This is a genomic window from Bradyrhizobium sp. SZCCHNRI1029, from assembly GCF_032487555.1.
In the GTDB taxonomy this organism is placed as follows: domain Bacteria; phylum Pseudomonadota; class Alphaproteobacteria; order Rhizobiales; family Xanthobacteraceae; genus Bradyrhizobium.
In genome coordinates this window covers 789,726-802,701 of sequence record NZ_JAUEUK010000001.1, presented here as the reverse complement: position 1 = coordinate 802,701, position 12,976 = coordinate 789,726, and the positions used below count along the sequence as shown (strand labels likewise).

The following is a 12,976-nucleotide window of genomic DNA, read 5'->3' as shown; positions in this document are numbered from 1 at the left end:
CGTGCTTTTGAGACATTTCGACTGCCGCGATCTGAAGCGCGGTTCTCCAACGCCAGTCAGTCAGATCCCATGACTGGCCCATGGGTGAAACAGTGACGATCCAGAAGAATTGGCAAGAATTGATTCGGCCGAACAAGCTCCAGGTCACGCCGGGCTCCGACGCGACCCGTTTCGCCACCGTGGTTGCCGAGCCGCTGGAGCGCGGTTTCGGGCAGACGCTCGGCAATGCGCTGCGCCGCATCCTGCTGTCGTCGCTGCAGGGCGCCGCCGTGCAGTCGGTGCACATCGACGGCGTGCTGCACGAGTTCTCCTCGATCGCTGGTGTCCGCGAGGACGTCACCGACATCGTGCTGAACATCAAGGACATCGCGATCAAGATGCAGGGCGAAGGCCCGAAGCGGATGGTCGTGAAGAAGCAGGGCCCGGGCGCCGTCACCGCCGGCGATATCCAGACCGTCGGCGACATCGTGGTGCTCAACCCTGACCTGCAGCTCTGCACGCTGGACGAGGGCGCAGAGATCCGCATGGAGTTCACGGTCGCCACCGGCAAGGGCTACGTCGCCGCCGATCGCAACCGCCCCGAGGACGCCCCGATCGGCCTGATCCCGGTCGACAGCCTGTTCTCTCCGGTCCGCAAGGTCTCCTACAAGGTCGAGAACACCCGCGAGGGCCAGATCCTCGACTACGACAAGCTGACCATGACGATCGAGACCAACGGCGCGATCACGCCGGAGGACGCGGTGGCCTATGCCGCCCGCATCCTGCAGGACCAGCTCAACGTCTTCGTCAACTTCGAAGAGCCGCGCAAGGAAGTCGCCCAGGAGATCATCCCGGACCTCGCCTTCAACCCAGCCTTCCTCAAGAAGGTGGACGAGCTCGAGCTGTCGGTACGTTCGGCGAACTGCCTGAAGAACGACAACATCGTCTACATCGGCGACCTCGTGCAGAAGTCGGAAGCGGAAATGCTGCGCACCCCGAACTTCGGCCGCAAGTCGCTGAACGAGATCAAGGAAGTGCTGGCCCAGATGGGTCTGCATCTCGGCATGGAAGTGCCGGGCTGGCCGCCGGAGAACATCGACGAGCTGGCCAAGCGCTTCGAGGATCATTACTGAGCATTCGTCGTTCCGGGTTCGATGCTGCGCATCGCCCCGGAATGACGTCCACCACTCGGGCGAACGCAGGCAGCCCACCTGAGCAACATGTCCGACGAACCGTCGCGGCAGATAGAAATGAAGGACTAAGACAATGCGTCACGGCAAGGTTCATCGGAAGCTCAACCGCACCGCCGAGCATCGCAAGGCGATGTTCGCCAACATGTGCGCCGCGCTGATCAAGCACGAGCAGATCGTCACCACGCTGCCGAAGGCCAAGGAGCTGCGGCCGATCGTCGAGAAGCTCGTCACCCTCGGCAAGAAGGGCGGTCTCGCTTTGCGTCGCCAGGCGATCGCCGAGATGCGCGATGTCGACCAGGTCAAGAAGCTGTTCGACGTCCTGGCACCCCGCTACAAGGACCGCAACGGCGGCTACACCCGCATCATCAAGGCCGGCTTCCGCTACGGCGACAACGCCGCGATGGCCGTGATCGAGTTCGTCGATCGCGACGTCGATGCCAAGGGCCAGGATTCCGGCCCGGTGCAGGAGACCTCGGAAGCGGCGTAAGCGCAGCTCCGACCCGACGTTCAAAACGGCGCCTTCGGGCGCCGTTTTCATTTTGAGGTTCTGTAGCCCGGATGAGCGAAGCGACATGTGGGGTCGCCTGCACAGCTCGTGTGACTTTAACAGCATAGACCGGAGCGCCGCGCATGAGCGCCGCAGAACTGCACATCGTCTACGAGGCGGATGAGGACCGCACCGGCAAGATCATAGCGACGGCCAGGGCCGGAGTGTTTGCCGCGCGCGGCGAGGCGTGGTTCGGCTGCGACCTGAATGCCTTCGTGAAGGGTCTGCGCTCCTATCCGCTATCGTGGGACAAGCCGCCGATGATCGAAGGCGGTTACTTCGATGGACAAGGCGGCCTCGCGCGATGCCTCGTCCGGATCGTCATCAGGCCATACGACTTCCGTGGACATTTGCTGGTGCATGCGGATCTGGCTACGCTCGTTCAGAGCACAGCGGATGCCGACGTGCAGAACAGCGCCTCGATCCGCTTCCTGACCGAATATGCACTCGTCGAACGTTTCGCGACCGAGCTGGCACAGGTCCTGAACGGCAAGCGCGAAGCGGCTATCCTGATAGGGACCACGAGCTGACAACCACGGCGCCTTCGGGCGCCGTCTTATTTCGAGGATCAGCTCTGCGCGCGGCGCGTTGAGTGTCGGCGCGCGACGCCCCACATCCGTTCCTTCAGCACAACGGAGAGCTGCTCATGCACATCGACCTTTCAGGAAGAACTGCGCTCGTCACCGGGTCCACCGCCGGCATCGGCTTCGCCGTTGCCAAGGGATTGGCCGCCTCGGGCGCCGAGGTCGTCCTGAACGGCCGGACCACCGACCGTGTCGATGCGGCCGTCGCGAAGCTGAAGCAGGCGGTTCCGGCGGCGAAGCTGCGCGGCGTCGCCGGCGATGTCGCTCAGATCGGCGGCTGCAACGCCATCGTCACCGCGCTGCCCGAGGTCGACATTCTCGTCAACAATGCCGGCATCTTCGAGCCGAAGGAGTTCTTCGACATTCCCGACGAGGACTGGAGCCGCTTCTTCGAGATCAACGTCATGTCCGGCGTGCGCATGGCGCGCGCCTACATGCAGGGCATGCTGAAGCGCAACTGGGGGCGCATCATCTTCATCTCCTCGGAGTCGGCGGTGAACATCCCGACCGAGATGATCCATTACGGCATGACCAAGACCGCGCAGCTCGCGGTCTCCCGCGGCCTCGCCAAACTGACCCGCGGCACCGGCGTGACCGTCAATGCAGTGCTGCCGGGACCGACGATGTCGGAAGGCGTCGAGACCTTCGTCAAGGATCTCGCCCGTCAGAACGGCCAGTCGGAGGAGGAGGCGGCCTCGTCTTTCGTCAAGCAGCACCGGCCGGCCTCGCTGCTGCAGCGCTTCGCCGGTGTCGACGAGATCGCCAACATGGTCGTCTACGCCGCCTCCAAGCAGGCCTCCGCCACGAACGGCGCCGCGCTGCGCGCCGAGGGCGGCATCCTCGACACCATCGCCTGAGGCCGGCCATGGCGGCTTACGTCATCTCCGAGGTCGAGGTGCGCGACATCGAGGCGATGGAACGCTATCGCACCCGCGCGGCGCACTCGATCGCGCAATATGGCGGGCGCTATCTGGTCCGCGGCGGGACCTCCGAGACGGTCGAAGGCGGCCCGCCGGCCAAGACCCTCATTATCGTCGAGTTCCCGTCGATGGCCCGGCTGCGCGAATGGTATGCGTCGGCCGAATACGCCGACGCCCTGGGCGAGCGCTGGAAGGCGCTGGACCGCCGGCTGATTTTCGTCGAGGGTGCTGCACCTGCGTAGAGAACGGACTCTGTTGCGCCCATGCTGACCATCACCCCCCGCCGCAGGCGTTGGCTCAAGCTGACCTCGGCGCGGTGGCAGCGGCGGGTGCTGTTCGTGGCCGGCGGCCTGGTGGTGGGCGCGGCGGCGGTGGCGCTGGCGGAGCTCGCCGACCTGGCCCAGCTCGCCTTCAACTGGCTGTTGTCGAAATCACGCTACGCCTCACTGATCGTGACGCCCGCCGGCTTCGCGCTGTCGGTCTATCTGACCCAGCGCTTCTTCCCGAACGCGCAAGGCAGCGGCATCCCGCAGGCCATCGCCGCGCGCCACCTGACGGACACGAGCGCGCGCAGCCCGCTGGTGTCGATCCGCATCGCCATCGGCAAGGTGCTGCTGACCCTGCTCGGGCTGCTGTGCGGCGGCTCGGTCGGCCGCGAGGGGCCGACCGTGCAGGTCGGCGCCTCCATCATGTTCGCGCTCGGCCGGCTGTCGCCGCGGCGGCAGCCGGGCTTGATCCTGGCCGGCGCCGCCGCCGGGGTCGCGGCCGCCTTCAACACGCCGCTGGCCGGCATCGTGTTCGGCATCGAGGAGATGAGCCGTGCCTTCGAGACGCGGACCTCGAGCCTCGTCATCGCCACCGTGATCGCCGCTGGCCTGACCTCGCTGGCCCTGATGGGCAATTACGCCTATTTCGGCACGACGCCGATCGCGCTCGGCAAGGGCATCGACTGGCTGGCGGTGCCCGTCTGCGGGGTCTTGGGCGGCGCCGCCGGCGGCCTGTTCAGCCGCATCCTGATCACGATGGCGCGCGGGCTGCCCGGGGCATCCGGCCGGCTCATCAAGCGCCACCCGCTGCCGTTCGCGCTCGCCTGCGGCTTTGCCGTCGCGCTGTGCGGGCTGGCGTCAGGCGATACCATCTACGGCACCGGGTATGCCCAGGTGAAAGGGGCGCTGGAGACCGGCACGCCGCTGCCGGGCGATTTCGGCGTGCTGAAATTCCTCGCCACCACCTTTGCCGCGATCAGCGGCATTCCTGGCGGCATCTTCGCGCCGTCGCTCGCAGTCGGGGCGGGTATCGGCGCCAACGTCGCCAGCCTGTTCCAGCAGTCGCTCCTGGCGCCGATCATGCTGCTCGGCATGGTCGCCTATTTCGCCGGCGTCGTGCAGGCGCCGATCACCGCCTTCGTCATCGTCACCGAGATGACCGACAACCACGCCATGGTGGTGCCGCTGATGATGGCCTCGCTGATCGCCTACGGCACCTCGCGTCTGATCTGCGAGGAGGGGCTCTATCACGCTCTCGCCAAGGGCTTCGTCGCCCGAGCTGAGACCAAGGCTGAGGCCGCGCAGGAGTCGAAGCAGGCCACGGCGCCGTCCTGACCCAGCGCTCATCCACCATGTTCGGAGCGCGCCGATAACGGCTGTCGGTTCAATCGCTTGATGGCAGATCCTGAGATCTGCCATCGGCTCGAAAGGGCTGCCGGCGGCCCCGTTGCCGGCGCCGCCGCGCAAGGTTCGTCGGCCTACTTCCTGAACGGATCCGGCCGCATCAGGAGCCGGCCGGAGATCGAGTTCGGCACCTCGTAGGGCGAGCCGATCGACAGCACGTGGCTCAGCGCGATCAGCCGGTTCGGCAGCTTGGCCGGCGGCGGTGTCTGGAACGAATAGGACGTCGGGTTGTGGCACAGGAAGCAGTTCAGCACGTTCTTGATCGGCGTGTTGTCGGCGTTCTGCACGAAGGTCTCGGCGGTGGCGTTGGCGAGATTGACCGAGCCGACCGCGCTGGTCTGGTTGCTGTTCAGGTTGTACGAGTTGGGGAGCATCCAGACGGTGCCGTCGAGGCTGTAGCTCGCGAACGTCGATTGCGGGCCCTTCAGGCCGGAGAGAAAGCCCTGGGCTTGCACCGTGATCGCGAAGATGTTGCCGACGCCGTTGGGCTGGTTCTCGCCGCCGGTCTGGTTCTCGAGCACGACGTTGGTCACCGGCGTCAGCTTCTGGGTCGCCGGATCGAGCCGCAGTTGCGGCCGGTTGGCGCCGGGCAGCGCCGCGATGTTGACCTGCGAGAACGGCGTGCGGCCCTTGTAGAGCGTGTAGCTCTTCGGATCGGAGCGGCTTGCCGATGGCGCAAAGGTGTTGTCCGGCGTCTGCGGCGAGTTGTTCTTCAGCTCGAACGTGCCCCACAGGAATTCGGGGTGGTTCTCGGTGTAGCCGACCACGTGCAAGCCGATCAGCGCCACGGTCACCGTGACGAACTTGCCGGGCGTCGGGCGGATCGTGATCAGGCCGGGGGTGACGTTGTTCTCCAGCACCGGCACCTGTGCCTGGGTCGTATAGGCGCCCGCAGGCGGTGCCTGCCCGGGGTCGAGCCGCAGCCACGTCGCCTTGAACACCGCATCGCCCACGGCGAAGGAGGAATCTGCCGGCTGGCTCCGGTAGCCGCCGGTCGCGATCAGGTTCTTGCGCGCCGTGTTGAAATAGCCCTGGTTCATGTGGACCGAGGCGTAGACGGGATAGCCGTTCTGCGCGACCAGCATGTTGCCGTCGGCTTCGACGATGGCGCCGGCACCTTCGGTGAAGCCGGCCGTGCCGTGGAAGACCTGGGCGCGGGCCGCCAGCGTCAGCGGGCGCTGCCGTGGTGCGCCGGCATTCTCGGCGTTGCCGAGCAGCTCGTCGGGCGTCGCCAAGGTCATGAACCGCGGCACGGCGGCGCCAGAGCCCGAGTCCTTCACCAGCGCTGTTGCCCAGACGAACGCCTCCCACGACCATTGATGGAAATTGCAGTCCGGCGTCGGGATGGTCTTGGTGTCGGAGGTGGGGAAGGCGGCGTCCGGCTTGAGATAATTGCCCAGTCCCTCCGACCAGCCGAAGGCCGGGCAGTTCTTCGCCGGCGGCGGCGGAGCAGCGCTGGCGGGGTTGAGAGCGCCGGCAAGGCCGCTCGCGGTGACGGTCGTCGCGAAAGTGAGCATGAGCCACTGAATCGTCTTCATGGCCGGTCTCCATTGATGTGCGCGCTGGGATGGGCCGATGAATCTCGCCGCCATGCGTCGCAAATGATTGTTAAAAATGATTCATTCAAAAGTAGTGCGCGACGAACATGCACCCAAAGGTGAGATTTGCAAGACCGGCAGCTCACTCAGTCCGCAATTTTTTTCGGACGCCCCTCGCGGCAGTGGAATGCGGCTCGCGGCAGCATTCGTCTTCACCGGCCGACACGGGCTGCAGTGTGAGCGCAGGCACGGTTGACACCACGGATCGCGTGCATCCTGGCGGCCGTTCGCTGGAGAAGTGCGGACAATGAGGTCTTCACGCCAGTGGACAGCAACCACAGGAGAGTGAAATGAAGTCCATCATGGCCGCTGCGTTGCTGCTCGCGTTGACGTCGGGCGCAAGCCTTGCGGGCACGCCGCTGATCGATGCGCGGCAGCACAACCAGTCACATCGCATCTACAATGGCATCGCGAGCGGACGGCTGACCTATCCGGAGGCGCAGCAGCTCGTCCGCGGTCAGATCCACGTCCAGAAGCTGGAAAACAAGGCCAAGGCGGACGGCGTGGTGACGCCGTTCGAGCGTGCCCGCATCAACGTCGCGCAATCCGTGCAGGGCGCGCGCATCTTCTGGAAGAAGCACAATTAGCCGCGCACGGCAGCTCGCTGGTGGCAAAGCGCCGCTTCGGCGGCGCTTTGCCACCATGTGATGCGGCGGCGCCGCCGCTCACACCAGCGCGGCTGCGACGCCGGCTAGGGCGCTGAACGTGACCACGACGAGCGGCGGCGCGCGCCAGGCGACCAAGAGGACAAAACCGACCAGCGCGATGCCAAAATCCGCGGCGTTGTGGACGGTGGTCGTCCAGACCGGGTCGTACAGGGCCGCTCCCAGCACACCGACGACCGCAGCGTTGACGCCCCGCATCATCGCCTGGGCGCCGGCGCGTTTGCGGAACGAGTCCCAGAACGGCAGCGCGGCGAGCAGGACCAGCATGCCCGGCAGGAAGATGCCGAGGAGACCGAGCGCGGCCCCGACGATCCCATGCGGCTCCGGACCGACGACGGCGCCGAGATAGGCGGCGAAGGTGAAGAGCGGGCCCGGGACGGCCTGCGCCGCACCGTAGCCGGCGAGAAAGGCGTCGTCGCTCAGCCAGCCAGGTCCGACGAAGGCCTCGCGCAGCAGCGGCAGCACGACATGTCCACCGCCGAACACCAGCGCGCCGGAGCGATAGAAGGCATCGAACAAGGCGACGCCGGTCAATCCCGTGACGCCGCGCAGCAGCGGAAGTCCCGCCAACAGGATGACGAACAGCGCGAGCGCGATCAGCCCCACGCTTCGCGAGACGGGGATCGCGACGTGTCCCGACGGCGCCGCCTCGCCGCGGCAGAGCCAGAGGCCGGCGAGCCCGCCGAGGACGATCGCTCCGATCTGCGCGACCGAGGCCGTACTCGATAGGATGATGAGCGTCGCGGCGACCGCGATCGAGGCGCGCGCACGGTCGGGACACAGCGAGCGCGCCATGCCCCAGACCGCATGCGCGACGATGGCGACCGCGGTCAGCTTCAGCCCGTGCAGCAGGCCGCTGCCGATCGGTCCGCTCAATCGGCCCGCACCATAGGCGAACAGGACGAGCATGGCGGCCGACGGCAGGGTGAAGCCGGTCCAGGCGGCGAGCGCGCCGAGATAGCCGGCCCGCATCAGCCCGATGGAGAAGCCGACCTGGCTGCTGGCGGGGCCGGGCAGGAACTGGCACAGCCCGACCAGATCGGCATAGGCATGCTCGTCGATCCACTTCCGCCTGACGACGAACTCGTCGCGGAAGTAGCCGATATGGGCGATCGGACCGCCGAAGCAGGTCAGGCCGAGCGTGAAGAAGATCCGCAGAACCTCGAGCGGAGATCCGGAGCGCCCGCCGTGATCGGCGGGCGGGTTGGTCGCGGACTTCAGGCTGCTCACGGACGTTCGTTCCAGGCGCGAGGAGGTTCCTATCGGCTTTCGTTAAGGGGAAACGGGACCGTCGGCCAGTCTCGATCGCTCATGGCCGCTGATCGGACCGCGCGTCGGCTGCCGGCCATCTTATGCCTTCGATCGGCGGGATGGTGGGGCACGGCGCCACCGCGATCTCGCGCGCGGGGAGACCGCGGGGGCGCCTTTGCCCATTGTTGCCTGTTAGTTAGCTCCATCCCTCCAGCACGATCTTGCCGCGGGAGGTGTTGCTCTCGATCAACGCGTGCGCGCGCTTGAGGTTGGCCGCGTTGATGGTGCCGTAATTGTCGCCAAGGGTGGTGCGGATCACGCCCTTGTCGATCAGGTCGGACACGTCGTTGAGCAGATGGTGCTGCGCGATCATGTCGGCTGTCGTGAAAGATGAGCGCGTGAACATCGATTCCCAGTGGATGGAGATCGCCTTGCCCTTGAAGGCGGCGAGCGAGAACTCGGCGGGATCGTCGATCAGGCCGAACTTGCCCTGCGGCGTCATGAAGTCGGCGATTGCCTTGTAGTGCTGGTCGCTGTGGGTGAGGCTCGCGATGAGCGCGACCGGCGGCAGCTTCAGCGCGTCGATCTGCTCCTTCATCGGCTTGCCGTGGTCGATGACGGCATGGGCGCCGAGCGACAGGCACCAGTCGCGGGATTCCGGGCGGTTCGCGGTGGCGAGCACCGTCAGGCCGGTGAGGCGGCGCGCAAGCTGGATCAGGATCGAGCCGACGCCACCGGCCGCACCCGTGATCAGCAAGGTGCGGTCATCGAGGCTCTTGCCGGGGACGGCGCCGAGCCGGTCGAACAGCAGCTCCCATGCGGTGATCGAGGTGAGGGGCAGGGCGGCGGCTTCGGCGAACGACAGGCTCTTCGGCTTGCGGCCGACGATGCGCTCGTCGACCAGATGGAATTCGGCATTGGTGCCCTGGCGCAGGATCGAGCCGGCGTAGAACACCTCGTCACCGGGCTTGAACAGGCTCACGTCCGGGCCGATAGCCTCGACCACGCCAGCGGCGTCATAGCCCAGGATCTTGGTTTCGCCGGCGGGCGGTGCGGCGCGCTTGCGCACCTTGGTGTCGACCGGATTGACCGACACCGCTTTCACGGCGACGCGGATGTCGCGTCCCTTCGGCTCGGGTTTGGCGGTCTCGAGATCGAAGAGCGCGCGGTCCTCGGTGATGGGCAGCGACTGCTGGTATCCGACGGCCTTCATGAACAGCCTCCTGGTTGGCTTGGCGATAGGATCTGTTTGTCCTGCTGGCGCCAGTTCAGCAAGTACTGTAAAAATGGGGAACTAGTCCCCGTTTGGATACTATTGGGCCAACACGCGATGAAACGGAAGAATTTCACCCGCCGTCCCGGCTGCGCGGTCGAAGCCACGCTCGATCTGATCGACGGCAAGTGGAAGGGCGTGATCCTCTACCACCTGCAGGGTGGCAGCCAGCGCTTCGGCGAGCTGCGCCGGCTGATGCCCGGCATCACCCAGCGCATGTTGACCAAGCAGCTGCGTGCGCTGGAGGAGGACGGGCTAGTCGTCCGCAAGGTCTATGCCGAGGTGCCGCCGCGCGTCGAATACAGCCTGTCCGAGGTCGGCGAGAGCCTGCGGCCGGTGATCGAGGTTCTCAGAAGCTGGGGCGAGCGGCACCAGGAACGGCTGTCCTGCGCGCCCGTTGCAGAGACCATCAAATCGCCGCATCAGGCCGCCTGAGCTTGGCCGCACCGGCCGTTCCGCTTATATCGAAACCGTCATTTTCCAGGATTGTTCGCATGTCGTTGATTCGCTCCACACTGGTCCTGCTGCTGTCCCTGCTGGCCGCGTCTCCGCTCGCGGCGCAGGACCGGCGCGTGCCGCAGTCCCAGGCCGAGCTGCGGCTGTCGTATGCGCCGATCGTGCAGCGCGTGCAGCCGGCGGTCGTCAACGTCTACGCCGCCAAGGTGGTGCAGAACCGCAATCCCTTTCTCGACGATCCGATCTTCCGCCGCTTCTTCGGTCTGCAGGGCGGGCCGCAGGAGCAGATGCAGCGCTCGCTCGGCTCGGGCGTGATGATCGATGCGTCCGGTCTCGTCGTCACCAACGTGCATGTGATCGAGGGCGCCGACGAGGTGAAGGTGTCGCTCGCCGACAAGCGCGAGTTCGAGGCCGAGATCGTGCTGAAGGACAGCCGTACCGATCTCGCCGTGCTCAAGCTGAAGGGCACCAAGGAGCAGTTTCCGACGCTCGACCTCGCCAATTCCGACGATCTGCTGGTCGGCGACATCGTGCTGGCGATCGGCAATCCGTTCGGCGTCGGCCAGACCGTGACGCACGGCATCGTCTCGGCGCTGGCGCGCACGCAGGTCGGCATCACCGACTATCAGTTCTTCATCCAGACCGATGCCGCGATCAATCCCGGTAATTCGGGCGGTGCGTTGGTCGATATCAACGGCCGTCTGGTCGGCATCAACACCGCGATCTATTCCAAGTCCGGCGGCTCGCAGGGCATCGGCTTTGCCATTCCCGCGAACATGGTGCGCGTCGTCGTGGCCTCGGCCAAGAGCGGCGGCAAGGCGGTGAAGCGCCCATGGCTCGGCGCGCGGCTGCAGGCGGTGACGCCCGAGATCGCCGAGAGCCTCGGCCTGCGCTCGCCGACCGGCGCGCTGGTCGCCTCGGTGGTCGCGAACAGCCCGGCGGCGAAGGCGGGCATCAAGTCGTCGGACCTGATCGTGTCGATCGACGGCCAGCCCGTCGATGATCCCAACGCGTTCGACTACCGTTTTGCGACCCGTCCGCTCGGCGGCACTGCGCAGATCGAGGTGCAACGCGGCGGCAAGCCGGTGAAGGTCGCGGTCGCGCTGGAGACCGCACCGGACACCGGGCGCAACGAGATGGTCATCAACGGCCGCTCGCCATTCCAGGGCGCGAAGGTCGCCAACATCTCGCCGGCGGTCGCCGACGAGCTGCACCTCGATGCCGACACCGAGGGCGTGGTGGTGCTCGAGCCGGGCGACGGCACCACCGCCGCCAATGTCGGCTTCCAGAAGGGCGACGTCATCATGGCCGTGAACAACCAGAAGATCGCCAAGACCGCCGATCTCGACAAGGCCTCGCGCGAGGCCGCCCGCATCTGGCGCATCACCGTGCTGCGCGGCGGCCAGCAGATCAACGTCACGCTCGGCGGATGAGCCCGAAGCGTCCCCAGCAGGGAGGCCCGAGCCTCTTCGCTGCGGCGGGGATGGAGCAGGATGCGCCACGGCCGCTGCCGGAGCGGCTGCGCCCGCACAAGCTGTCCGACGTCGTCGGGCAGGATCACATCCTCGGGCCCGACGGCGCGCTGACGCGCATGCTGGAGACGCGCACGCTGGGCTCGCTGATCTTCTGGGGCCCGCCCGGCACCGGCAAGACCACCGTGGCGCGGCTGTTGGCAGACGCCACGGAGTTGCATTTCGAGCAGATCTCGGCGGTGTTCTCCGGCGTCGCCGATTTGAAGAAGGTGTTCGACGCGGCGCGCGCGCGACGCGAGACCGGGCAGGGCACGCTTCTCTTCGTCGACGAGGTGCATCGCTTCAATCGCGCCCAGCAGGATTCCTTCCTGCCGGTGATGGAGGACGGCACCGTCGTGCTGGTCGGCGCGACCACGGAGAACCCGTCCTTCGAGCTCAACGCCGCGCTGCTGTCGCGTTCGCGCGTGCTGGTGTTCCACTCGCTCGATGCCGCCGCGATCGAGAAGCTCTACAGCAACGCAGAGGCGGTCGAGGGCCGCAAGCTGCCGCTCGATGACGAGGCGCGCGCCGTGCTGATCCGCATGGCCGACGGCGACGGCCGCGCCGCGCTGACGCTCGCCGAGGAGGTCTGGCGCTCGGCGCGCAAGGACGAGATCTTCAACGCGGTGCAGCTGCAGGACATCCTGCAGCGCCGCGCGCCGATCTACGACAAGTCCGCCGACGGCCACTACAACCTGATCTCGGCCATGCACAAATCGGTGCGCGGCTCGGATCCCGATGCCGCGCTGTACTACTTCGCCCGCATGCTCGACGCCGGCGAGGATCCGCTGTTCCTCGCCCGTCGCATCGTGCGCATGGCCGTGGAGGACATCGGCCTCGCCGATCCGCAGGCGCTGGTGATCGCCAACGCCGCCAAGGACGCCTATGATTTCCTGGGCTCACCCGAAGGCGAGCTCGCGATCGCGCAGGCCGTGATCTATGTGGCGACCGCGCCGAAATCTAACGCCGCCTACAAGGCGTTCGGCGCCGCCAAGCGCGTGGCGAAGGAGGGCGGCTCGCTGCTGCCGCCCAAGCACATCTTGAATGCCCCGACCAAGCTGATGCAGAGCGAAGGCTACGGCGCCGGCTATCAGTACGACCACGACACGCCCGACGCGTTTTCGGGACAGGACTACTTTCCCGACGCCCTCGGCCGCCAGCAGTTCTACGATCCCCCGGAGCGCGGCTTCGAGCGCGAGATCAGGAAACGGCTGGATTATTGGGCGAAGCTGCGGAAGGAGCGGGGCGGGTAGCATCGCTGACCTTGCGGCTTGCTCGGTTCACCTCGGCCCGCTTGCCGGGAAACACCGAGCTCTCCTGCGGACGCCT

Annotated in this window: 13 protein-coding genes; 10 read left to right on the top strand and 3 right to left on the bottom strand. The window is 66.6% G+C overall.

The window, feature by feature from the left end; genetic code table 11:
* Positions 1 to 80: 80 nt before the first annotated feature.
* From QW861_RS03745 to QW861_RS03720, 6 genes are all read left to right on the top strand, one after another.
* Positions 81 to 1,112, top strand: coding sequence for a DNA-directed RNA polymerase subunit alpha (locus QW861_RS03745; RefSeq protein ID WP_315714554.1), 1,032 nt, complete (start codon positions 81 to 83; stop codon positions 1,110 to 1,112).
* Positions 1,113 to 1,245: 133 nt separating this feature from the next.
* Positions 1,246 to 1,659: a 50S ribosomal protein L17 gene (gene rplQ, locus QW861_RS03740; RefSeq protein WP_006611863.1), complete on the top strand. Its 414-nt coding sequence runs from the start codon at positions 1,246 to 1,248 to the stop codon at positions 1,657 to 1,659.
* Positions 1,660 to 1,802: 143 nt separating this feature from the next.
* On the top strand, positions 1,803 to 2,249 hold the full coding sequence (locus QW861_RS03735) for a hypothetical protein (protein ID WP_315749619.1): 447 nt from the start codon (positions 1,803 to 1,805) through the stop codon (positions 2,247 to 2,249).
* 116 nt (positions 2,250 to 2,365) lie between these two features.
* The gene (locus tag QW861_RS03730; protein ID WP_315749621.1) at positions 2,366 to 3,160 is read left to right on the top strand and encodes an SDR family oxidoreductase; all 795 of its coding nucleotides are present in this window, start codon (positions 2,366 to 2,368) and stop codon (positions 3,158 to 3,160) included.
* 8 nt (positions 3,161 to 3,168) lie between these two features.
* The gene (locus tag QW861_RS03725; protein WP_315714551.1) at positions 3,169 to 3,465 is read left to right on the top strand and encodes a DUF1330 domain-containing protein; all 297 of its coding nucleotides are present in this window, start codon (positions 3,169 to 3,171) and stop codon (positions 3,463 to 3,465) included.
* Between the two features lie 21 nt (positions 3,466 to 3,486).
* A complete protein-coding gene (locus QW861_RS03720; RefSeq protein WP_315714550.1) occupies positions 3,487 to 4,824 on the top strand; it encodes a chloride channel protein in 1,338 nt (445 codons plus the stop codon).
* Positions 4,825 to 4,967: 143 nt separating this feature from the next.
* Here QW861_RS03720 and QW861_RS03715 read toward each other — a convergent pair whose 3' ends face one another.
* Positions 4,968 to 6,431, bottom strand: coding sequence for a hypothetical protein (locus QW861_RS03715; protein WP_315749622.1), 1,464 nt, complete (start codon positions 6,429 to 6,431; stop codon positions 4,968 to 4,970).
* A 350-nt stretch (positions 6,432 to 6,781) separates the two neighbouring features.
* Between QW861_RS03715 and QW861_RS03710 the strand changes: the two genes are divergently transcribed.
* Positions 6,782 to 7,078: a hypothetical protein gene (locus QW861_RS03710; RefSeq protein ID WP_315749624.1), complete on the top strand. Its 297-nt coding sequence runs from the start codon at positions 6,782 to 6,784 to the stop codon at positions 7,076 to 7,078.
* Positions 7,079 to 7,156: 78 nt separating this feature from the next.
* On the opposite strand, the gene chrA is transcribed toward QW861_RS03710, so the two are convergent.
* Positions 7,157 to 8,386, bottom strand: coding sequence for a chromate efflux transporter (gene chrA, locus QW861_RS03705; protein WP_315749626.1), 1,230 nt, complete (start codon positions 8,384 to 8,386; stop codon positions 7,157 to 7,159).
* 217 nt (positions 8,387 to 8,603) lie between these two features.
* Entirely contained in the window at positions 8,604 to 9,620 is a 1,017-nt protein-coding gene (locus QW861_RS03700) for a zinc-binding alcohol dehydrogenase family protein (RefSeq protein WP_315827339.1), read from the bottom strand.
* 117 nt (positions 9,621 to 9,737) lie between these two features.
* Here QW861_RS03700 and QW861_RS03695 point away from each other — a divergent pair, with 117 nt between their 5' ends.
* The 3 genes from QW861_RS03695 to QW861_RS03685 are packed head-to-tail and all read left to right on the top strand — an operon-like array spanning position 9,738 to position 12,900.
* Positions 9,738 to 10,115: a helix-turn-helix domain-containing protein gene (locus tag QW861_RS03695; RefSeq protein WP_315714545.1), complete on the top strand. Its 378-nt coding sequence runs from the start codon at positions 9,738 to 9,740 to the stop codon at positions 10,113 to 10,115.
* Positions 10,116 to 10,174: 59 nt separating this feature from the next.
* A complete protein-coding gene (locus QW861_RS03690) occupies positions 10,175 to 11,569 on the top strand; it encodes a DegQ family serine endoprotease (RefSeq protein WP_315827340.1) in 1,395 nt (464 codons plus the stop codon).
* On the top strand, positions 11,566 to 12,900 hold the full coding sequence (locus QW861_RS03685) for a replication-associated recombination protein A (protein WP_315749633.1): 1,335 nt from the start codon (positions 11,566 to 11,568) through the stop codon (positions 12,898 to 12,900). Before QW861_RS03690 ends, QW861_RS03685 begins: the two co-directional genes overlap by 4 nt.
* Positions 12,901 to 12,976 lie beyond the last annotated feature (76 nt).

Bases quoted from the DNA above. Each gene is read 5' to 3' on its own strand.
- QW861_RS03730 (WP_315749621.1), top strand. From the start codon at position 2,366: ATGCACATCGACCTTTCAGGAAGAACTGCGCTCGTCACCGGGTCCACC.
- QW861_RS03710 (WP_315749624.1), top strand. From the start codon at position 6,782: ATGAAGTCCATCATGGCCGCTGCGTTGCTGCTCGCGTTGACGTCGGGC.
- QW861_RS03720 (WP_315714550.1), top strand. From the start codon at position 3,487: ATGCTGACCATCACCCCCCGCCGCAGGCGTTGGCTCAAGCTGACCTCG.
- QW861_RS03685 (WP_315749633.1), top strand. From the start codon at position 11,566: ATGAGCCCGAAGCGTCCCCAGCAGGGAGGCCCGAGCCTCTTCGCTGCG.
- QW861_RS03735 (WP_315749619.1), top strand. From the start codon at position 1,803: ATGAGCGCCGCAGAACTGCACATCGTCTACGAGGCGGATGAGGACCGC.
- QW861_RS03700 (WP_315827339.1), bottom strand. From the start codon at position 9,620: ATGAAGGCCGTCGGATACCAGCAGTCGCTGCCCATCACCGAGGACCGC.
- QW861_RS03715 (WP_315749622.1), bottom strand. From the start codon at position 6,431: ATGAAGACGATTCAGTGGCTCATGCTCACTTTCGCGACGACCGTCACC.
- QW861_RS03690 (WP_315827340.1), top strand. From the start codon at position 10,175: ATGTCGTTGATTCGCTCCACACTGGTCCTGCTGCTGTCCCTGCTGGCC.
- QW861_RS03745 (WP_315714554.1), top strand. From the start codon at position 81: ATGGGTGAAACAGTGACGATCCAGAAGAATTGGCAAGAATTGATTCGG.
- QW861_RS03725 (WP_315714551.1), top strand. From the start codon at position 3,169: ATGGCGGCTTACGTCATCTCCGAGGTCGAGGTGCGCGACATCGAGGCG.
- QW861_RS03695 (WP_315714545.1), top strand. From the start codon at position 9,738: ATGAAACGGAAGAATTTCACCCGCCGTCCCGGCTGCGCGGTCGAAGCC.
- rplQ (WP_006611863.1), top strand. From the start codon at position 1,246: ATGCGTCACGGCAAGGTTCATCGGAAGCTCAACCGCACCGCCGAGCAT.